Source organism: Streptomyces sp. NPDC052225 (assembly GCF_040679615.1).
In the GTDB taxonomy this organism is placed as follows: Bacteria; Actinomycetota; Actinomycetes; order Streptomycetales; family Streptomycetaceae; genus Streptomyces.
The window spans coordinates 205,322-224,218 of sequence record NZ_JBFAVD010000006.1; the positions used below are offsets into that span (position 1 = coordinate 205,322).

Genomic DNA, 18,897 nt, shown 5'->3' on the forward strand with positions numbered 1-18,897 from the left:
GGCGAACCTCCGGAAGACCACGAGTGGGGAACAGCCCTTCATCAGCCCTTCACGGCGCCGGCCGCGAAGCCGGACGTGACGTGCCGCTGCAACAGCAGGAAGATCGCCAGGGCGGGCAGCGCGAACAGGGTGGAGGCGGCCATCGTGGCGCCCCAGTCGGTGCCGAACGTGTTCTGGAACGAGGACAGCCAGACGGGCAGCGTCCGGTGGTCCTGCTGCTTGATGATGAGGAAGTTGGCGTACGTGAACTCGTTCCACGCCGTGATGAAGCCGAACAGTGACGTCGCCATCAGCCCCGGCGCGAGCAGCGGGAACGCCACGTGCCGGAACGCCCCGAACCGGGTGCAGCCGTCGACCTGCGCCGACTCCTCCAGCTCCGCCGGGATCGTCGCGATGAAGCCGCGCAGCACGACGATCGTGAACGGCAGCGTCATCATGAAGTACACGAGCGTCAGCGTCGGCAGCCGGTCCAGCATGTCGGTGTCCCGCGAGATGATGTACACGGGGATGATCAGCGACTCCCACGGCGCCATCTGCGCGATGAACACCGCGAGCATGAACTGCCGCCGGCCCCGCCACCGCATCCGCGCCACCGCGAACGACGCGCCGAGCGCCACGACCAGGGCGAGCGCCACCGCGCCGAGTGTGACGAGGACGCTGTTGCGCCAGAAGAGCGCGAAGCCGTCGGCGTCGACCGCCCGCCGGAAGTGGTCGAGTGTCCAGCTCTGCGGCAGGAGTTGGGGGTGGTCGGACTGGATGTCGCGGTTCGGCTTGAAGGACGTCGCGACCATCCAGTAGACGGGGAAGAGGCAGACGACGATCGTCGCGGTGGCCGCGAGGTGCAGCGGCAGTCGGCGCGGTCTCACAGCTCGGCCTCCTGTCGGAACATCTGCCGGAAGTAGGCGACCAGCACGCCCGACATGAGCAGCACCGTCACCATCGACGCCGCCGAACCCAGGTCGTAGCGCTGGCCCGCGAGCGCCGTCTGCACCGCGTACACCGGCAGGATCGTCGTCGCGTCGCCCGGACCGCCCTGGGTCATCACCCAGATCTGCACGAACGCCTTGAACGTCCAGATCACTTCGAGGGAGAGCACCAGCATGAAGATCGGCCGGACGATCGGCAGCGTGATCGAGCGGAAGATCCTCACCCCGGACGCCCCGTCGATCCGCGCCGCCTCGTACAGCTCGGTCGGCACCGTGGTCAGCGCCGAGTACAGGGTGATCGCCGCGAACGGCACCGACTGCCACACCACCAGCGCCACCAGGATCGTGAACGCCGCGGGGCCGTGCGCCAGCCACGGATAACCGTCGAACGACGAGAACCCGAGGCCGGTCAGGGCGTGGTTGACGATGCCGAACTCGGAGTGGAACAGCCACTGGAACACGGTCGTCGCCGCGACCACCGGCATCGCCCACGTCAGGACCAGTGCGCTGAGCACCGCCGTCCGCCAGCGCCGGCCGAGCCGCTCCACCATCAGTGCCACCAGCGTCGAGATCCCCATGATGAGGACGACGTTGACCGCCATGAACAGGAACGTGCGGCGCACCACGGTCCAAAAACGCGGATCGGACAGCAGGGTCGTGTAGTTGTCCAGGCCGACGAAGTGCGCGTCGCCGAGGATGAGCTGACGCAGGCCGAAGTCCTGGAAGGAGATCAGGACGGTCCGGGCCAGCGGGTAGAGCAGCAGGTACAGCATGCCGAGGACGGCGGGAGCCACCAGCAGGTACGGCCACAGGCCGGACGTGGTGGCGCGCCGGGCCGGGTCCGGCGGGCGCCGGGACGGCCGGGTGAGAGGGCGGGGCGCGGTCCGCTCGCGGACGACCGACACGGCGCACACTCCTTTCGCAGGAAGGACCGGGGGAAGGGGGCGATCAGGAGCCGGAGTTCATCGCCGTCGTGATCGCCTCGGACGCCTTTGCCGCCTCCCGCTTCGGATCCCCGCCGGTCAGCACGGCCGTCATGTAGTCCTTGATCGGGTTCTTGGCCTCGACGGCGGCCCAGCCCGGCGTGTTCGGCGTGGCGTGCCCGACGGCGGCGCCGACCGCCATCGCCGAGGCACCGGGATCCTTCGCGACGGCGCCCGTGAGCGTCGTCTTGTTCGGTACGTAGCTCATGGCGACGGCGAGCTTCTTCTGCCAGGTGTCGCCGGTCAGCTCCTTGACGAACGTGTACGCGGCGTCGTGGTGCTTGGACACCGTGGGGATCACCAGGTCCGAACCGCCGGTGAACACCGCGCCCGGGGTGTCCGCGGTCTTCCCCGGGATCGGGAAGAACCCCAACTTGCCTTTGAGCTCGGGGTTGTTCTGGATGACGACGTTGGCGCCGCCCGGCGTGCTGATCACCTGGGCCACCTGCCCCTTGGCCATCACCTCGGCCTGCGGCGGCTCCGCCTCGTCGGAGTCCTTCGGGCCCTTGCCGAGGGCCTGGAGCTTCTCGTAGAAGGCCATGGCGCGCAGCGCCTCGGGGGTGTCGAGGGTGCCCTTCCACTTCCCGCCGGCCTCGGTCGCGAGGTCGCCGCCCTCGTCCCAGACGAATCCGGAGAACGTGTACCAGTTCTGTCCGGGCAGGTAGATCCCTTGCTGGGAGCCCTTGTTGAGCTTCTTCGTGGCGGCGACCCACTGCTCGCGCGTCTTGATGGCGGCCGCGTCCACGCCTGCCTTCTCGAACAGGTCGGTGCGGTAGATGACGACCCGGTTGGCCGCGTAGTACGGGATGCCGTACTGCTTGCCCCCGTACGCGCCGGGTTCGGCGAGCCCCTTCAGCCAGTCCTTGCCGCCGAGCGCGTCGACCTTGTCGCTGAGGTCAAGGAGGCCGCCGCTCTGCGCGAACTGGGCGACCTGCGTGTTGCCGGTCTCGATCACGTCCGGGGCGTCGTTGCTGGCGAGCGCCGCGGTGACCTTCCCGCCGATGCCGTCCCACTCCTGGATCTGCACCTTGACGTCGATGTCGGGGTGCGCCGCCTCGAAGCCCTTCTCGAAGTCCTTCTGGAACGCGGCCGACACGCTGTCGCGCATCAGCCACACGTCGAGGGTGGTCCGGCCGCCGTCACCGGACCCTCCGTCCTCGGAGCCGGAGGAACTGCAGGCACTGAGCCCGGCGGACACGACGAGCACGGACACACCGGCGAGCAAGCGGAGCTTCACGGTTCACCTCTGGGAGCCGGACCTGACCAGTTGGGTAACTGGTCAGGTGACCTCTGATGGTGGAGAAACGTGGCATAGACCAATGGGCGCGTCAACCCCCTGCGAAATACTGGTCAGTTGAGGATCGCGCCCCGATCTCGCCCTCCGGGCCACCGGTTCGCTTGTCGATCAACGGCCCGACGTGGTCAACTGGTCAGGCAACTGGTCGTACGGCACAAGGGGGCGGGCGTGAACACCGACGCGAACAGGGACGCGCCGGGAGCGGTGCTCAAGCGCGAGCGGGTGCGCGACCACATCCTCGAACTCATCGAGTCGCAGCGGCCCGGCGACCCGATCCCCTCCGAGCGCACCCTCTGCGCCCGCCTGGAGGTCTCCCGTCCCACGCTGCGCGCCGCCGTCGACGAACTCGTCGCCGCGGGTCTGCTCGTACGCGAACACGGGCGCGGCATGTTCGTCGCCCCAGAGAAGATCACCCAGGAACTCGTCTCCCAGGAACAGGCGCTGACGCTCCCGCAGGCGGCGGGCACCTGGTCGAGCCGGCTCCTGGAGTTCACCACCATCCAGGCCGGCGCCCGCGTCGGCCGCAAGCTGCGGATCTCGCCTGCCGCGCAGATCGTGTACGTGGCGCGGCTGCGGCTCGTCGACGGGGCGCCGATGGCCATCGAGCACCTGCACATCCGGGCCGATCTCGTGCCCGGGCTCAGCGCCCAGGAGTTGGAGAGCGGCGACCTCTACGCCCATCTGCGTGAGCACCACGACGTTCACGTCCGCGAAGCAGTTCAAGCCATCGAGCCGACCGTCGTCACCCGCGCCGAGGCCGAGCTCCTCGACGTCCCCGAACTCTCCCCGGCGCTCCTGTTCGAGCGCCTCACCTCGGACACATCGGGGCGGCCCGTCGAGTACGTGCACTCCCTCTACCGCGGCGACCGCTACCGCATCGTCTCCCGCCTCACCCTCGGCCCGGCCGCCGCGGCGACGGCCGCCGGCCCGCTGAGCGGCCATCATCCCGGCATCCCGCCCGGCGACTTCGCCCACCGCGACACGCTCGCCTCGTCCACCCGGGGCGACGTCCAGACCCCGTAGCCCTGGTTACCGTTCCGCCATGGCCGACTACCGCATCGAAACCGTACGCAACGGCGAACGCGACTGGACCGCGCGCAACGACCGGGGCGCGGAGGTCCGCATGGCCCCCGCCGACGCCGACGCCGCCCAGCCGTCCTTCACCCCCGTCGAACTCCTGCTCGCCGCGCTCGGCGGCTGCGGCGGGCTCGTGGTGGACCGCACCGCCCGCACCGTCCCCCACGACGACCTGCGCATCACCGTCGAGTCGGTCTCACGGCCCGAGGACGACGGCCGGGTCGGCGCCGTCCGCATCGCCTACGAACTGGCCCTGCCCGACGGGGACACGGCCGCCGCCGAAGCCCTCGAACGAGGCATCCGCCTCACCCACGACACGTACTGCACCGTCAGCCGCACCGTCGAACACGGCGCCCGCGTCGAGGTGACGGGCCCGGACGGCACCCAGCTCTTCCTCGGCGGCTGAGCCGACCCGGCCGACGTCCGCGCGGCTGCCCCGGCCCCGCAGATGGCCAAATGTCGTCATACATGAGGCGCGGGGCGGCTACTGTCGCGCTGCGCCGCATGATCACCACGCGTGCGCGCCCCGTCACCTCTCGTCACTGGAGACTTCCACGTGAAGCCCTTGCGTACGATCCTGGCGTCCCTCGGCGCCGTCCTCACGCTCGCCGCCGCCCCGTCCGTGGCCGCCGCCGCGCCCACCCCGGTCCACGAGCCGTGCACCGGCACCTACCACGGCGACGCCCGGCTCGGCCCGCAGCACCTGCCCAAGAAGTGGCAGGGCCCGGTCGGCCCGCTGCTCAAGGGGTACGACCGCACCGGCGGGCTCAGCGACCAGGCGTTCCTGAAGAAGTACTGGGAAGGGCCCGCGGACGGCGGCTCCTGGAAGTACCCGCCGAACGACGGCTTCACCGAGACGAACGGACAGGTCGACCGCACCCCGACCGAGCTCGCGCCCGGCGAGGAACTCGACCGCTTCGGCTCCGAGTACGGCGCCTACCTGGCCCCGGCCGGAGACGCGTACAAGAAGCGCGCCCTGCCCCCGCAGAACCTCAACACCCGTGACGCCGCCTACGCCTGCGACTACCACACGTACGTCGTGGAGAAGCCGTTCCACGTGTGGCAGGGCCCCATCGCCCCCTGGTTCGAGCAGCCCGGCGGCGGCCGGCAGATCAAGCTCGACGCCGTGTTCCTCAACCCCGGTGAGGGGCAGCGGCTCAACGTGAAGTGGCTGATCGAGCACGACTACCTCGAGCCCACCGCGTAAGGAGCGGACCCGTGGACGTCACCGAACTCGACGAGGCGCTGCGCCGCTCGGGCGTGCCCGCCGCGTACTACTGGATCGAGGGCGTCCACGAACCCGCCCCCACGCCCCCGGACTTCCTGTACCTGCGGACCACGCCCGACGGGGCGTGGGAGACCGGTGCGTACGAACGCGGTACGCACCACCCGATCTCCGCACACCCCACCGAACAGGCGGCCTGCGCCCACCTGTTGAGGCTGCTCGCCTGACGCGCTACGGCAGGCTGTGCACCTTCGGGCCGACCGCGTTCGACCAGGCGCCGCCCGCCGTCGCGTCCCAGTTCGTCGACCACGTCATCGCGCCGCGCAGCCCCGGATACGTCTTCGCGGGCTTGAACGTGCCGCAGCCGGTGCCCCGGGCGAGACAGTCGAGCGCGTTGTTCACCACCGACGGGTCCACGTAACCGCTGCCCGCGCCGCGCGTCGACGCCGGCACGCCGAGTCCGACCTGCGACGGGTCGAGGCCGCCCTCCAGCTGGATGCAGGCGAGCGCGGTGAGGAAGTCGACCGAGCCCTGGCTGTAGACCTTGCCGTCGCAGCCCAGCATCGAACCGCTGTTGTAGTACTGCATGTTGACCACCGTGAGGATGTCCTTCACGTTCAGCGCGGTCTTGAAGTACTCACCGGACGTCGACTGCATGTCGATCGTCTGCGGCGCCATCGTCAGCACGAACCCGCTGCCCGCCTTGGCCGCCAGCGCACGGAGCGCCTTGGTCATGTAGGTCGAGTTGAGGCCGTTCTCCAGGTCGATGTCGACGCCGTCGAAGCCGTAGGTCTGCATCAGCGCGTACGCGCTGTCGGCGAACGCGGTCGCCGACGCGTCGCTGTTGACGGAGATGCTGCCCTTCTCGCCGCCCACCGAGAGGACCACGGACTTGCCCGCGGCGTGTTTGGCGGCGATGTCGGCCTTGAAGTCGGCGGCGGAGGCGTAGCCGACGGCGGGGTCGAGGTTGAAGGTGATCTGGCCGGGCGTGGTCGTGGCGTCGGCGAACGACACCGCGATGATGTCGTACTGCGCGGAGACGTCCCGCAGCTTCTGCACCGTCGCGCCGTTGTCGAAGTTCTGCCAGTACCCGGTCAGCGCGTGCTTCGGCACGGTACCGCCGCCTCCGCCGCCGCTTCCGGACGTCGCCGTCCGCGCGCTCACGGCGGTCGACTTCGCGGACTCGCCCGCCGCGTTCACCGCGCTGACCTGGAAGCTGTACGAGGTGTCGGCGGTCAGGCCGGTGACGGTGGTCGAGGCACCCGTCACGGAGGCGACCTTCGTGCCGTTCCGGTAGACGTTGTAGCCGGTGGCCGAGGAGACCGGCGTCCATGACAGGTCGACGGACGTCGAGGTCGTGGCGCCCGCGGCGAGACCGGTCGGCGCCGACGGCACGACGACCGGGTCGCTGCCGCCGCCCCCGTCGGGACCGAAGACGCTCACGTCGTCCACGTAGTAGGCGCTCTGCCCGTACCAGCCGTGCGTGTAGACGGTCACCGAGGTCGTGTTCGCGCCGGTCTTGAAGCTCGTGGTGAGCTGCTGCCAGGAGGAGCCGCCCGGCGTCCACGTGGAGACGTCGGTGGTGCCCGTGCCGCTCGCGCCCAGGTAGGCGTAGCTGCCCTGCACCCAACTGCTCAACGTGTAGGTCGAGTTGGGCTTGACGGCGACGGTCTGGGTGCACTGGGCGTTGTCCTGGCCGGACGGGGTGGCCTTGAGTGCCTTGGCGCCGCCGTGCACGGGAGAGGAGACGATGGCACCGCTGCCCGCGGTGCACGTCCAGTTGGACAGGTCCGACTCGAAGCCGGCGTTCTTCGCGACGTTGACGTCCGCGGCCTGCGCGGGCGCGGCCAGGGCGGTGATGCCGAGTGCGGCGGCCGAGGTGACGGCAAGGGCGCCGCCGAGCAGGCGGCGCGCGCCTGGTCTGCCGTGACGTGCAGCACGGTCCACGAGGTGCCTCCGGGGGAGAGGTGAGGGGCGGATGTGAACGGTGGCCACCGCTGTGCGCTGAGGCTGGTCCAGACCAATCGACTTGTCAAGACCTCTGGAGATGCGATGAGTTCGGCGGCCCGGCAGGGTCAGAACCGTAGACACCGAACGGAGGCCGCCATGACAGCGCACGCACACGCCGGAACGGCGCTGAACAAGGAGTTCAGCGCCGTCCTCGAGAAGAGCCCGAACCCGGGCGGATGGACCTATGTGGTGTGGCCGCAGGCGGCCGAGTTCTTCGGCACCCGGGGCCTGGTGAAGGTCCGCGGCACCGTCGACGGGCACCCGTTCCGCAGCTCCTTCATGGCCCTCGGCGACGGCCGCCACAAACTGCCCGTGAAGGCGGACCTGCGCCGCGCCATCGGCAAGGACGAGGGCGACACCGTGACGGTCCGCCTGGAGGAGCGCCTTTCCTGAACCCGGTGGTGAACGTCAGAGCAGGCCGCGGACATAAGCGGCCTGCCCCACGTGCTGGAGATCGTCCGACAGCACACTCACCAGCCGCACGCCGAGCGTGACCGGCGGATCCCATCGCTCGTCGACGACGCGGTCCAGATCCTCATTCGTCAGGCCCGACAGAAACGCGAGCGTCTGCTCGTGCACGGCGTCGTAATACTCGAGCAGCATCTCGCCCGAGTCCACTTTCACCTGGCCGACCTGCTTCTGTGTATGTCCGTATCCCGTGTCGCTTTCCTCGAGCGGCAGAGCGAACCGGTCCGCCCAGCCCTTCGCGAGCCATGCCTGCTCGATACCGGCGGCCTCCGCGACATGGTCGTCCTGGACGCGTGTCAGATGCCAGACCAGCCACGCGATGGAATTCGCTTCGTCACCGGGGCGCGCGTGAAGATCGTCGACGGAAAGCCCGTCGACGACCGCGTGCACCTCTTCCCGAATTCGTCCGTATCCCTCGATGAGTACGTCGTGTGAGCGCATGGGGTGCAGTTTCGCCGACGCTGTGGATTTCGGCCAACGGAGCCCGTGAATATGCCACGAGACTGGCGTGAAAGGCATGGTGACAGAGCGTTCGAAGTGTCGATACTCAACGTGTGGGACGGTTGAACTTTGTTCGAATGCTGATCAATTGCTGACCGGTTACTGATCAAGAGCGCCAGGCAATGGGGGAGATCGTGCACGACGAATTCCTGTGCCATGTCACCGCGTACGGAATCTGCGGCGGTCGGCGCGTCGGAGTCCCGCTCGGCACCTATCGCGCCCCCACCCTGCCCCTCGCCCTGTGGTGGCTGCGCGACCGCGCCACCTGGATCGCCGAGCGCCTCGACCCGCGCCCCGACCGGGGCAACCTGCCCGAAGGCGCCCTGATGCCGGTGGCCGACGACACCCCCGACGTGCCCGCACTGCTGCGCTCCTGGTGCGCGGACGCCGACCTCCAGGAACGCGCCGCCGAGGAACTGGCCGGGGGCCAACTCCTGCGCGTGGCCGCCCGCGACGACACCACCGAGTACGAACTCCTCGCCGAATCCGTGGACGCCCTGCGCATGGCCCGCACCGTGCCGCGCGGCCGGGCCACGGCCTCCGTGTGAAAGGTACGACTGTCATGAGTAGTCACCGACACGAGTGACACGGCGCGTACTCCGGTCGGCAGCCGGGGAGGGTGGTCACGCACAGTGATCACCACCACTCTGGGGCCGCCTGAATGAAACGAACGTCCGCACTCGCCCTCACGCTGCTCTCCGCAGCGGCCGCACTCGTCCCCGCAGCCGCGGGAGCGCAGGCCGCGGCGGGTCCCGGCCAGGTCTGCTTCTGGACCGAGACCGGCCAGCACGGCCAGGCCTGGTGCTACGGACCGCCCGGATACGCCGAGGCCGAGAACGGCACACAGCGTCACGCCTACTCCTTCGAGTCGCGCGTCGGCGACACCGTCTACGCGATCAGCTACACCGCCTCGGGGTGCCTCTACCGGGAGATCCGCCGCGACGACTACTCCGAGAACTGGGAGTGGGCGCAGAAACTCGACGGCGTCGCCGACAACACCCAGGGCTGCGAGCGCGGCTGACCCGACCATGCACCCCCGACGACCACGAACCCGGTGGCTCGCCCTGCTCGCGGGCACACTCATGCTCACCGGATGCGCGCACCGGCCGGCCGGGCCCGCGCTGTCGCCCGACGACACGATTCGCGCCGCACAGCAACGGCTCACCGACCGCTGCCTCACCCGCCAGGGCCTCACCCCACCCCGGCCGGGGCAGCGTCCGCCGAGCCGCACCGAACAAGAGCGCGTCGCCGACGCCCTCTTCGGCCGCCCGCCGGCCGAACTCTCCCTGACCCTCGCGAACGGCATCCCCGTCCGCGCCCACACCGACGGCTGCCTCGCCGAGGCCCAACGCACCCTCTACGGCGACCAGAAGCGCTGGTTCCGGGTCTCGACCGTCGTCAACAACCTCCGGCCCGAGGCCGCCTATCGCGAGCGCAGCCTCGCCTCCGTACGGGCACAGCACCGCACGGAACTCACCGAATGGCGCCGCATGCACGCTCACGCGCTCGACGCGTCGGCCCGTGTCCTGCACGCCGACACCCCCTGACGCGCCCCTGGCGCTCCACCAGAAGGAGACCTTTCCGTATGAAGCATCCCGTCGCCCTGCTCGCCGCCTTCGCCCTCGCCCTCGGCGGGGCCGCCGTCACCACCACCGCGTACGCCGCCCAGTGTCCGAGCGGAGACTTCTGCGCCTGGACCGACGCCAACTACAGCGGGCAGCGCTGGAACTGGTCCGGTGACGACGGTGACTGGGAGCCCGGCATTCAGGACGAGGACTCGTCCTGGGCCAACCACGGCATCTCGGGCCCCGGCATCAAGGACCACGTCCAGGTCTACGAGAACCCGGGCTGGGTCGGCCTCGGCACCGTGTGCCTCTCCCCGGGCCAGGAGATCCCCTACGACTCCTGGGGCAACGACAGCGGCGACTCCCACACCTGGAAGATGAGCTGCTGACGTCCCCTTGCCGCGGGCGGCGCCGACCCGGCGCCGCCCACGCCGATCGCTCTCAGCGGCGCCGACTCCGCTGAGAACGCCGGGGCCGGCGGGGTCCGGGCCGGCCCGTGCGCCCGCGTCGCGGGGCGGGACTGCCAGTACTTCGGCGGCAGGCGCCCGCGCGGATGCACCGGATGCGGACTTTTCCGGTACGAGGGCTCAGGGCGCGGCCGCGCCCCCGTCGAGGCGCGTGCGCAGCCGGCTCAGACCGCGCCGCGCATGACTCTTGACGGTGCCCAGCGGCCAGCCCGTGCGCTCCGCGATCTGCGGCTGGGTCAGGTCCTCGTAGTACGCGAGGCGCAGCACCGTGCGCTGCGGAGCCGGCAGCCGGGCCAGTTCCTGGGTGATCAGGACCCGGTCGACCACCCACTCCACCCCCGGAACGCCCGCGGCCTCCCGCGCCGCGAGCCGGTCCACGACGGCCGTCCTGCGGGTCCGCGCGTCGAGAGCGTCGGCGATCCTGCGGCGCGTGATACCCGTCAACCAGGCGGCGGGGGAGCCGAGTTCGGGCCGGTATCCCGCCCGGCCGCGCCACGCGGCGAGGAACACCTGCTGGGTGACGTCCTCCGCCTCACGGACGTCACCCAGCGCACGCCGGGCCAGGCCGTGCACCAGGGGCCACCACTGTCGGTACGCGGCGGCCAGGGTCATGTCGTCGGACGGCCCGCCGGCCGGGCCGGACGCACCCGCGGCTGTCCTCATCGAAGCCTCGTCAACTCCTCGGTGCGGTCAAGGACTTGTCCCCCGCTGATCGAAAAAGTGCGCACGGACCGCAGGGCCCGTCACGGTCCGGTCATCCTGGAAACGGCGGCGTCGGGGCGGCAACCCGCGTCGTTCGTGCGTCGTATCGTGGGCCGATGGACAACGCTCGGGACACAGCGCGGACGGGTGCCGGTGTCACCACGGGAGCCCTCGCACGGCAGTTGGGCGTGGCGCCGACGACGTTGCGCACCTGGGACCGCCGTTACGGCCTCGGCCCCGCCCAGCGCTCCACGGGACACCATCGCCGCTGGTCCGCGCAGGACATCGCGGTCGTCGAGGAGATGTGCCGGCTCACCGCCACCGGACTGCCCCCGGCCGAGGCCGCCGAGCTGGCCCGCAAGCGGCTCGACGCGGGACCGGTGACCGCGCCCGGCGCCGCATCCGTCGTCCCACGGGCGCGGCGCGCGCCGAGCGCGGTCTCCGTCGAGCGGCAGTGCCGGGGTCTGTCCCGCGCCGCCACCCGCCTCGACGCGCCCGTGGTGCAGGACCTGCTGGACGAGGCGGTGGCGCGGCACGGTCTCGTCGGTGCCTGGCAGGAGGTGATGGTGCCGGTGCTGCACGCGATCGGCCGCAAGTGGGAGGAGGCCGGCGACCGGTACGTCGAGGTGGAGCACCTGCTGTCCTGGCACGTCTCGCGCACCTTGCAGCGCGGCGTGCCGGACCCGCCCGCGCCGCCGCCCGTGCTGCCGCCGGTCGTGCTGGCCTGCGTCCCGGCCGAACAGCACGCGCTGGCCCTGGAAGCGCTGAGCGCCTCCCTCGGTGAACGCGGCCTGCCGCAGCGGATGTTCGGGGCGGCGGTGCCCGTCGAGGCCGTCTCCGCCGCGGTCCGCAGGACCGGCCCCCGCGTCGTCGTCCTGTGGGCCCAGGCCCGGTCGACGGCGAGCGTGCCGCTGGCCCGCGCCCTCGCCGACGCCCGCTGGGGTGTGCGCGGCGCCCGCGGCCGTCCGGCCGTGATGCTGGGCGGCCCCGGCTGGGCGGGCCGCACCGTCCGTGGAGCGCTGCGCCCGACGACCCTGCCGGAGGCCCTCACCCAGATCGACCGGCTGTACCCGGAAGTCAGTCGAGACCCCGCGCGCTCTTGAACCGGGCGAGCCCGTCCGACAGGTCGAGCAGCGGGTCGGGGTAGTCGTAGGCGGCCCGGTCGAGGCCGGTCAGCTTCCACGGTTCGTGGATCGCGGCCCCCGGCAGGTCCGCCAACTCCGGTACCCAGCGCCGCACATACGCGCCGTCCGGGTCGTACCGCTTGGCCTGGGCCACCGGATTGAGGACCCGGTTGGGCCTGCTGTCCGTCCCGGTGCCCGCCATCCACTGCCAGTTCAGCTGGTTGTTCGCCACATCCCCGTCCACCAGCAGGTCCAGGAAGTACCGGGCTCCGACCCGCCAGTCGACGTACAGCGTCTTGGTGAGGAAGCTCGCCGTCAGCAGGCGGCCCCGGTTGTGCATCCAGCCCTCGTGGCGCAACTGGCGCATCGCCGCGTCGACGATCGGATAGCCGGTCAGCCCCTGCCGCCACGCCTCGACCTCCTGCGCCGCCGACCGCTCCGAGCGCCAACGGTCGTGCTGGGCACGGTAGTTGGCGTGGGCGGCGGCCGGCCGGGCCGCGAGCACCTGGTGGTGGAAATCCCGCCAGGCGAGCTGCCGTACGAACGCCTCGGCGGCGCGGCCGCCCACCGTGCTCGCCCGGTGCACCACCTCGACCGGGCTGACCGTGCCGAAGTGCAGGTCGGGGGAGAGCCGGGAGGTGGCGTCGCCCGCGAGGTCGTCGTGCCCGGCCTCGTACCCGGCGATCCCGGAGCGCAGCCAGGCGGTCAGGCGTGCCCGGCCCGCCCGTTCACCGCCCTCGGCGAGGCCGGGGGACACACCGGAGACGGCCGTACGGGCGGGCAGCTCCTCGGAGCCGACCCCGTCCGGGACCGTGACGGCGCGCGGCGCCCGGACCACGGCCCGCGTGCCCTGGTTCGACCAGTGCCGGTGGTACGGCGTGAACACGGCGAAGTGATCGCGTCCGGCCGGGGTGACCGCGCCCGGCGGCACACAGGTCACCACCGCGTCATGGACGACCAGGTCGCAGCCCATCGCGTGCAGGGCCTCGCGCAGCCGGTCCTCGCGCCGCCGCGCGTACCCGCTCACGCCGCCCGCCAGGTGCACCGCGAGCGCGTCCGTCTCGGCCACCACCTTCGCGACCTCGTCCACCACGTCCCCGGAGCGCACCACGAGCCGCCCGCCGCGCTCGCGCAGCCCGGCGTCCAGATCACGCAGACAGTCGGCGAGGAACGCCTCGCGGTTCGGCGCGGGGAACCCGGTCGCGGCGATCCCCCGGTCCCGCACGAAAAGCGGCACCACGGCGTCGGCGGAGTTCAGCGCGGCCCGCAGCGGCGGATGGTCGTGGATCCGCAGATCGGAGGTGAACAGGACGACTCGGACGCGCACGGGACTCTCCTGGAACGGGGTCGGACGAGGGCGGAGGAACGGATGTCGTCAGCCCTTCCCGGACGGGGGCGCGACCGGATGCACCCCGGGGCCGCTCGGGTCGCCCTCTCGCGCGGAGCGCTCCGCCGCTCTCGCGATGTTGCGTGCCATCCCGCCGAACACCACGGCGTGGAACGGCGCGACGCTCCACCAGTACGCCTGACCGGCGAGCCCGCGCGGATGGAACAGGGCCCGCTGGCGGTACCGGGCCCGCCCCGCGCCCACCGGCTCCACCGTCAGCTCCAGCCACGCGAGCCCCGGCAGCCGCATCTCCGCCCGCAGCCGCAGCAGCCGGCCGGGATCGATCTCCTCCACCCGCCAGAAGTCCAGCGAGTCGCCGACCCGCAGACGGGCCGCGTCCCGGCGGCCCCGGCGCAGGCCCACCCCGCCCGAAAGCCGGTCGAGCCAGCCGCGCACCGCCCACGCCAACGGGAAGGAGTACCAGCCGTGCTCACCGCCGATGCCCTCGACGACCGCCCACAACCGCGCGGGCGACGCGTCCACGATCCGCTCCCGCTCGTCCTCGTACAGGCTGCCGCCCGCCCAGTCGGGGTCGGTCGGCAGCGGATCGCTGGGGGCGCCCGGCAGCGCGGCCGACGACCACCGCGTCGCGACCTGCGCCTCCTGGACGCGGCGCAGCGCGAGCCGCACCGCGTCGTCGAAACCCAGCCGGCCGCCGGGACCCGGCGGTACCCACGTGTCGATGTCGTGCTCGTGGCAGACGACCTCGTGGCGCAGCGACTCGGTGAGCGGGCGCGCGATGGACGCGGGCACCGGTGTCACCAGACCGACCCAGTGGCTCGACAGACCGGGGCTGAGCATCGGCACCCCCACCACAAGGCGTCGCGGGAGCCCGGCGACGGCGGCGTACCGCAGCATCATGTCGCGGTACGTGAGCACGTCGGGGCCGCCGAGATCGAAGGCGCGGGACACCTCCGCCGGCAGCTGCGCGCTGCCGACGAGACAGCGCAGCACGTCGCGCACGGCGACCGGCTGGATGCGGGTGGCGACCCAGCTCGGCGTCACCATCACCGGCAGCCGCTCGGTCAGATAGCGCAGCATCTCGAACGACGCCGAGCCGGACCCGATGATCACCGCGGCCCGCAGCACGGCGGTCGGTACGCCGGAGTCCAGCAGGATGTGGCCGACCTCCGCCCGCGAGCGCAGATGCGGCGACAGCTCCCGCTCCGGCACGCCCTCGGGCGTGAGGCCGCCGAGATAGACGATCCGCCGCACACCGGCCCGGCGCGCCTGCTCGGCGAAGATCGTCGCCGCCTCGCGGTCCGTGCGCTCGAAGTCCTTGCCGGTGCCGAGTGCGTGCACCAGGTAGTAGGCGACGTCCACACCGTCAAGGGCGGCGCCCACCGAATCGGCGTCCAGGACGTCACCGCGCACGATCTCGGCGTCCTCGGCCCACGGATGGTCCCGCAGCTTGCCGGGGGAGCGGGCCAGGCACCGTACGCGATGACCCGCCGCGAGCAGCTCGGGCACCAGGCGCCCGCCGATGTAGCCGCTCGCGCCGGTCACCAGACAGCGCAGAGCGCCGTCGTCGTTGCCGCCGCCGTGCCCGCTCATGGGATCTCCCTCGCTCTCCCCCTTCGACCACCGTCGGCCCCAGGAACGACTTCCGCATCAGCACGGGCGGCGGATGCACGTCCGCGCGGAAGATCAGCGCGGTGCGGGCGCCACCTCCGCGAGCGTCGCGCCGGTGTCCAGGCGCGCCGTCACCCGGACCGCGCCGTGCTGCGGAGCACGTACGGCCAGGGTGCGGCCCCGGCCGCTCTCGGTCACCGCGCCGCTCGTCGCGATGCGGACGACCGCCCGGCTGCCGGCCGCGACGAGATACCAGCGGCCCTCGGACGACTTCCAGCGCGTGGCGGCCACGACGTGCTGCCCGAAGCGGCTGCACGCCGCCGTGGCACGGGCCCGGCCGATCAGCACGGCGGGACGGGTGGCCGACGCGCTGGGCGTGCGCAGCAGGAGCGCGACGTCGCCGGGGCCCCGCCAGGTCGTCGCCCGGACGCAGGACCACACCGCGCGGCCGCCCCCTTCCGGGAGCTGCTGCTCGGCGAAGTCCCAGGCGTTCACGGCGCGCACCTCGCCGCCTCGCCACGGCTGGAGGCGGCACGCGGTGCGCGCCCAGGCGACCAGCGCCTGCGGCCCCGTCGCCTCGCGCGGCTGACGCGGCGGCGGCGTCCCGTGACCGGGCAGCGGCGTGAACGTGAGATGCACCGGCGAGAGCCCGCCGAGATCGGCGAGCAGGAACGAGTGGTCCTCCACGATGCGCGACGAGGACCGCAGTTGCAGCACCGGCCGCCGGGTGCAGCCGTCGGCCGGCGCGACGGGCACCGCGTCGGTCACGCCCGCGGCGGACAGGCCGAGAGGCCGGGCCGCGACGTCGGGGCGCAGCAGATCGCGGGTGCCCGCCCGCGCGACCCACGGCGCCGTCAGGTAGCGGGCCGTGCCCTGGGAGCGGGCGAGGACCACGGCGGCCGCGGTCGTCACGTCGGCGTCGTCGGCCCGGGCCAGGTCGAGCGCGGCCCGCCCGTCACCGCCCGGCTCGGTGTAGCGGGCGAGCCGCTCCCCGTCGCTCAGGAGCACCACCGCGCGGGCGCCGACCTCCCCGGCGAACAGCAGTTGCGGGGCGCGCGGCGGAGCGCCGGCCGCCGTTCCCCGCGTACGGGTGACACGGACGGCGTCGGACGGCGCCGCCCACGCGGCCAGCGCCCGGTCGAGGAGGGCCGAGTCGCCGGTGCGGTCTCCGCGCGCGGGCCAGGCCGTGAAGTCGACCCGGGACGTGTCGGCCCAGGTGTCCCGTCCGGCCCGGGCCAGCTCGTCGGCGGTGAACGCGGGCCCGGTCGAAGAGGCGGGCCCCGGCGCCTTCGCCGGCCGTCCGCCGTCCGGCACGAGCAGCGCCGTCCCCGCGACGACGGCCACGGCGACGACGGCCAGCGCCGCCCGGGTCCGCCGCGCCCGGCGCAGCAGATCCGTCGGCCGCGTCTGCACCGCGCAGGCGTCGAACTCCTGGGAGCGCAGCAGCGCCGCGGCGGCCGGGCCGGCCTCGGCGTCCAGGGCGACGGACTCGCGTACCGCCGTCGCGGCCTCGGTGACTCCGGCCGCGGCCAGGAGCGCGGCGGCCCGCTCCCTGTCCACGCCGTCGACGTGCCGGAGGACGAACGCGGCCCGCGCGGGAGCCGACGCGTCCGCGAGCGCGCGGACCAGGGCCAGTTCCTCGGCGCCACCGGCCCGCGGGAACAGCCGCAGCCCCCACACGAAGGGGAGCCGGGGCACCAGGGCGCGCGGCGGTGGCAGGGCCGCGGGCCAGCCGGCCGGCCGGTGCGCGGCGCCGAGGGCGCGCGACAGGACCCGCACGCGCAGCGCGTCGGCCGCCGGGTCCGCGCCGTCCTGCGCGGTGCGCGGCCCGGGCACCGCGGCCGGGCGTCTGCCGGGCAGCGCGCGCTGGGCGGCGGCATGGGCCAGCAGCACCCGACGATGCCGGGTGAGGGCGGAGGGAAGGGTGAGATACGCCAGACGTACGAGGGCGGTGTACTGCTCGAGGAGTGCCGCCTCCGCCCGGTCGACGGCTATGCGGGTACGGGGGACGGTGCGGTCGCGGCGGAGCGTGGGCACGCTGGACCTCTTCCGGCTGCTCGAAGGGACGCTGTGTGGTCCTTCAAACGAGAGGCCCGATCCGGGGTCACCCATCGCATCGGGGAGGACTGGGCCGCGCGCGGCGGGGTATCAGCATGGCTGCGGCGCCTCCCGACCGGAGGCCGGGCAGGTGAGAGAGACACGAATGACCGATTACGCGAACGGGGCCGTCGGGGCGGTGCTCCCCTCGGGCTTCGACACTCCTGTCGAGTCGCTGTGGCGCGTGACCCACTACTCCGGCGAACCCGGCTGCATAGCGCAGGCGCGGGCGTTCGCGGAGGCGTTCCTGACGCAGCTGAGGCAGGAGTGGTGCGTCACGGTCGACCGCAGGACCGAGGGTGACGTCCTCCTCGTGGTGAGCGAGCTGGTCACCAACGCCGACCGGCACAGCCACGGCCCCTACGTCCTGGAACTGGAGGGGACGCCCCGGCAGGTCGCCGTCGTCGTCTACGACAGCAGCGCCGCCGCGCCGCTGCGCCACCCCCGCGACCCGGCCCGCGTCGGCGGGCACGGCCTGGAGATCGTCGACGCGCTCGCGGACATCACCGTCGAGCGGGTTCCGGTCGGCAAGCGGGTACGGGCGGTGCTCACGCTTCCCGCGGCGTGAGCGCCGCCGTGCGCCACGAACGCCCGCTCAGCCGGCCGCGTCCTCGGCCAGCATCCCCGCCTTCAACCGGCCGATCAGTTGCTTGATCAGACGCGACACATGCATCTGCGAGTAGCCGAGCCGTTCGCCGATCTCCGCCTGGGTCAGCTCCTCCACGAACCGCAGGTGCAGCAGTCGCCGGTCGCGCTCGGGCAGGTCGGCGACGAGCGGGGCGAGCGTGTGGAAGTCCTCGACCAGCTCCATGGCCTCGTCCTCGACGCCGAGGAAGTCGGCGAGCACCGAGTCGCTGTCCTCGCCGTTGTCACCGGACAGGGCGGCGTCGAGCGACGCCGACGTATAGCCGTTCGAGGCCAGCTGGGCCTCCACCACCTCGGGCTCCGACAGGTCCATCAGCGTGGCCAGTTCGGCGGTCGTCGGCTCGCGGTCCAGGCGGCTGCACAACTCCTCGCGCGCCCTGGCCAGTTCGATCCGCAGCTCCTGCAGCCGGCGCGGCACGTGCACCGCCCACGTCGTGTCGCGGAAGAACCGCTTGATCTCGCCGGTGATGTACGGCAGCACGAACGACGTGAACTCGACCTCGCGGGAGATCTCGAACCGGTCGATCGCCTTGATCAGGCCGATCATGCCGACCTGGACGATGTCCTCCATGTCGTCGCCGCGGTGCTTGAAGCGGCCCGCCGCGAACCGCACCAGCGACATGTTCATCTCGATCAGCGTGTTCCGGGTGTACTGGTACTCCTCGGTGCCCTCCTCCAGTTCCGCGAGCCGCCGGAAGAAGTGCCGGGACAGCTCCCTCGCGTCGCGCGGTGCGATGCTTCCCGGGTCCGCCGGAAGGCCGTGAAGCGTGGTGCTTCCCGTCGTCGTCCGGGTCGTGGCCGCAGTGACATCCGTCCCGCTCATGGTGGAGTCCACCGTCCCTCCCGCGCCG

General features: G+C 72.3%; 21 protein-coding genes. 11 read left to right on the top strand and 10 right to left on the bottom strand.

What is annotated here, in order from left to right; all coding sequences use genetic code 11:
* Window positions 1–41: 41 nt before the first annotated feature.
* The 3 genes from AB0L37_RS12040 to AB0L37_RS12050 are packed head-to-tail and all read right to left on the bottom strand — an operon-like array spanning window position 42 to window position 3,146.
* Window positions 42–866 (bottom strand): carbohydrate ABC transporter permease, encoded by an 825-nt coding sequence (locus AB0L37_RS12040; RefSeq protein ID WP_365503253.1) that lies wholly within the window; start codon window positions 864–866, stop codon window positions 42–44.
* Window positions 863–1,831, bottom strand: a complete 969-nt coding sequence (locus AB0L37_RS12045; RefSeq protein ID WP_365503256.1) for a sugar ABC transporter permease — start codon at window positions 1,829–1,831, stop codon at window positions 863–865. Before AB0L37_RS12045 ends, AB0L37_RS12040 begins: the two co-directional genes overlap by 4 nt.
* Window positions 1,832–1,874: 43 nt before the next feature.
* Window positions 1,875–3,146, bottom strand: coding sequence for an extracellular solute-binding protein (locus tag AB0L37_RS12050; RefSeq protein WP_365503259.1), 1,272 nt, complete (start codon window positions 3,144–3,146; stop codon window positions 1,875–1,877).
* Window positions 3,147–3,374: 228 nt separating this feature from the next.
* Between AB0L37_RS12050 and AB0L37_RS12055 the strand changes: the two genes are divergently transcribed.
* The 4 genes from AB0L37_RS12055 to AB0L37_RS12070 all read left to right on the top strand — a co-directional run bounded on the left by AB0L37_RS12055 (window position 3,375) and on the right by AB0L37_RS12070 (window position 5,735).
* Window positions 3,375–4,229 carry a GntR family transcriptional regulator gene (locus AB0L37_RS12055; RefSeq protein ID WP_365503263.1) on the top strand — a complete coding sequence of 285 codons (855 nt, stop codon included), beginning with the start codon at window positions 3,375–3,377 and terminating at the stop codon, window positions 4,227–4,229.
* A 19-nt stretch (window positions 4,230–4,248) separates the two neighbouring features.
* On the top strand, window positions 4,249–4,689 hold the full coding sequence (locus AB0L37_RS12060; protein ID WP_365503266.1) for an OsmC family protein: 441 nt from the start codon (window positions 4,249–4,251) through the stop codon (window positions 4,687–4,689).
* Between the two features lie 150 nt (window positions 4,690–4,839).
* Complete coding sequence (locus AB0L37_RS12065; protein ID WP_365503269.1) at window positions 4,840–5,490, top strand: TNT domain-containing protein; 651 nt, start codon at window positions 4,840–4,842, stop codon at window positions 5,488–5,490.
* Window positions 5,491–5,501: 11 nt separating this feature from the next.
* Window positions 5,502–5,735: a hypothetical protein gene (locus tag AB0L37_RS12070; RefSeq protein WP_365503272.1), complete on the top strand. Its 234-nt coding sequence runs from the start codon at window positions 5,502–5,504 to the stop codon at window positions 5,733–5,735.
* A 4-nt stretch (window positions 5,736–5,739) separates the two neighbouring features.
* Here the strand turns inward: AB0L37_RS12070 and AB0L37_RS12075 are convergent, their stop codons facing one another.
* A complete protein-coding gene (locus tag AB0L37_RS12075) occupies window positions 5,740–7,455 on the bottom strand; it encodes a glycoside hydrolase family 18 protein (RefSeq protein ID WP_365503275.1) in 1,716 nt (571 codons plus the stop codon).
* 159 nt (window positions 7,456–7,614) lie between these two features.
* Here AB0L37_RS12075 and AB0L37_RS12080 point away from each other — a divergent pair, with 159 nt between their 5' ends.
* Window positions 7,615–7,911 (top strand): DUF1905 domain-containing protein, encoded by a 297-nt coding sequence (locus AB0L37_RS12080; protein ID WP_365503278.1) that lies wholly within the window; start codon window positions 7,615–7,617, stop codon window positions 7,909–7,911.
* 15 nt (window positions 7,912–7,926) lie between these two features.
* Here AB0L37_RS12080 and AB0L37_RS12085 read toward each other — a convergent pair whose 3' ends face one another.
* Window positions 7,927–8,427 carry a DinB family protein gene (locus tag AB0L37_RS12085; RefSeq protein ID WP_365503281.1) on the bottom strand — a complete coding sequence of 167 codons (501 nt, stop codon included), beginning with the start codon at window positions 8,425–8,427 and terminating at the stop codon, window positions 7,927–7,929.
* Between the two features lie 194 nt (window positions 8,428–8,621).
* On the opposite strand from AB0L37_RS12085, the gene AB0L37_RS12090 reads away from it, so the two are divergent.
* From AB0L37_RS12090 to AB0L37_RS12105, 4 genes are all read left to right on the top strand, one after another.
* Window positions 8,622–9,035 carry a hypothetical protein gene (locus AB0L37_RS12090; RefSeq protein ID WP_365503284.1) on the top strand — a complete coding sequence of 138 codons (414 nt, stop codon included), beginning with the start codon at window positions 8,622–8,624 and terminating at the stop codon, window positions 9,033–9,035.
* Between the two features lie 113 nt (window positions 9,036–9,148).
* On the top strand, window positions 9,149–9,508 hold the full coding sequence (locus AB0L37_RS12095) for a hypothetical protein (RefSeq protein WP_365503287.1): 360 nt from the start codon (window positions 9,149–9,151) through the stop codon (window positions 9,506–9,508).
* A 7-nt stretch (window positions 9,509–9,515) separates the two neighbouring features.
* Window positions 9,516–10,034 (top strand): hypothetical protein, encoded by a 519-nt coding sequence (locus AB0L37_RS12100; protein WP_365503290.1) that lies wholly within the window; start codon window positions 9,516–9,518, stop codon window positions 10,032–10,034.
* Between the two features lie 38 nt (window positions 10,035–10,072).
* Window positions 10,073–10,441, top strand: coding sequence for a peptidase inhibitor family I36 protein (locus tag AB0L37_RS12105; protein ID WP_365503293.1), 369 nt, complete (start codon window positions 10,073–10,075; stop codon window positions 10,439–10,441).
* Between the two features lie 198 nt (window positions 10,442–10,639).
* Here AB0L37_RS12105 and AB0L37_RS12110 read toward each other — a convergent pair whose 3' ends face one another.
* On the bottom strand, window positions 10,640–11,182 hold the full coding sequence (locus AB0L37_RS12110) for a sigma-70 family RNA polymerase sigma factor (RefSeq protein WP_365503296.1): 543 nt from the start codon (window positions 11,180–11,182) through the stop codon (window positions 10,640–10,642).
* Between the two features lie 155 nt (window positions 11,183–11,337).
* Here AB0L37_RS12110 and AB0L37_RS12115 point away from each other — a divergent pair, with 155 nt between their 5' ends.
* Complete coding sequence (locus AB0L37_RS12115) at window positions 11,338–12,324, top strand: MerR family transcriptional regulator (RefSeq protein WP_365503299.1); 987 nt, start codon at window positions 11,338–11,340, stop codon at window positions 12,322–12,324.
* On the opposite strand, the gene AB0L37_RS12120 is transcribed toward AB0L37_RS12115, so the two are convergent.
* The 3 genes from AB0L37_RS12120 to AB0L37_RS12130 form a co-directional block, all read right to left on the bottom strand.
* Window positions 12,299–13,672: a deoxyribodipyrimidine photo-lyase gene (locus AB0L37_RS12120; RefSeq protein WP_365503302.1), complete on the bottom strand. Its 1,374-nt coding sequence runs from the start codon at window positions 13,670–13,672 to the stop codon at window positions 12,299–12,301. The genes AB0L37_RS12115 and AB0L37_RS12120 overlap by 26 nt on opposite strands.
* A gap of 48 nt (window positions 13,673–13,720) precedes the next feature.
* Window positions 13,721–15,286, bottom strand: a complete 1,566-nt coding sequence (locus AB0L37_RS12125) for an SDR family oxidoreductase (RefSeq protein WP_365503304.1) — start codon at window positions 15,284–15,286, stop codon at window positions 13,721–13,723.
* 93 nt (window positions 15,287–15,379) lie between these two features.
* Window positions 15,380–17,341: a hypothetical protein gene (locus AB0L37_RS12130; RefSeq protein WP_365503307.1), complete on the bottom strand. Its 1,962-nt coding sequence runs from the start codon at window positions 17,339–17,341 to the stop codon at window positions 15,380–15,382.
* Window positions 17,342–17,507: 166 nt separating this feature from the next.
* Between AB0L37_RS12130 and AB0L37_RS12135 the strand changes: the two genes are divergently transcribed.
* Entirely contained in the window at window positions 17,508–17,969 is a 462-nt protein-coding gene (locus AB0L37_RS12135; protein WP_365503309.1) for an ATP-binding protein, read from the top strand.
* Window positions 17,970–17,996: 27 nt separating this feature from the next.
* Here AB0L37_RS12135 and AB0L37_RS12140 read toward each other — a convergent pair whose 3' ends face one another.
* Window positions 17,997–18,869, bottom strand: a complete 873-nt coding sequence (locus AB0L37_RS12140) for a SigB/SigF/SigG family RNA polymerase sigma factor (protein ID WP_365503312.1) — start codon at window positions 18,867–18,869, stop codon at window positions 17,997–17,999.
* Between the last annotated feature and the right edge of the window lie 28 nt (window positions 18,870–18,897).

Coding starts and splice junctions, on each gene's coding strand:
- AB0L37_RS12095 (WP_365503287.1), top strand. CDS start 9,149: ATGAAACGAACGTCCGCACTCGCCCTCACGCTGCTCTCCGCAGCGGCC.
- AB0L37_RS12085 (WP_365503281.1), bottom strand. CDS start 8,427: ATGCGCTCACACGACGTACTCATCGAGGGATACGGACGAATTCGGGAA.
- AB0L37_RS12115 (WP_365503299.1), top strand. CDS start 11,338: ATGGACAACGCTCGGGACACAGCGCGGACGGGTGCCGGTGTCACCACG.
- AB0L37_RS12100 (WP_365503290.1), top strand. CDS start 9,516: ATGCACCCCCGACGACCACGAACCCGGTGGCTCGCCCTGCTCGCGGGC.
- AB0L37_RS12110 (WP_365503296.1), bottom strand. CDS start 11,182: ATGAGGACAGCCGCGGGTGCGTCCGGCCCGGCCGGCGGGCCGTCCGAC.
- AB0L37_RS12105 (WP_365503293.1), top strand. CDS start 10,073: ATGAAGCATCCCGTCGCCCTGCTCGCCGCCTTCGCCCTCGCCCTCGGC.
- AB0L37_RS12080 (WP_365503278.1), top strand. CDS start 7,615: ATGACAGCGCACGCACACGCCGGAACGGCGCTGAACAAGGAGTTCAGC.
- AB0L37_RS12125 (WP_365503304.1), bottom strand. CDS start 15,286: ATGAGCGGGCACGGCGGCGGCAACGACGACGGCGCTCTGCGCTGTCTG.
- AB0L37_RS12060 (WP_365503266.1), top strand. CDS start 4,249: ATGGCCGACTACCGCATCGAAACCGTACGCAACGGCGAACGCGACTGG.
- AB0L37_RS12135 (WP_365503309.1), top strand. CDS start 17,508: ATGACCGATTACGCGAACGGGGCCGTCGGGGCGGTGCTCCCCTCGGGC.
- AB0L37_RS12140 (WP_365503312.1), bottom strand. CDS start 18,869: ATGAGCGGGACGGATGTCACTGCGGCCACGACCCGGACGACGACGGGA.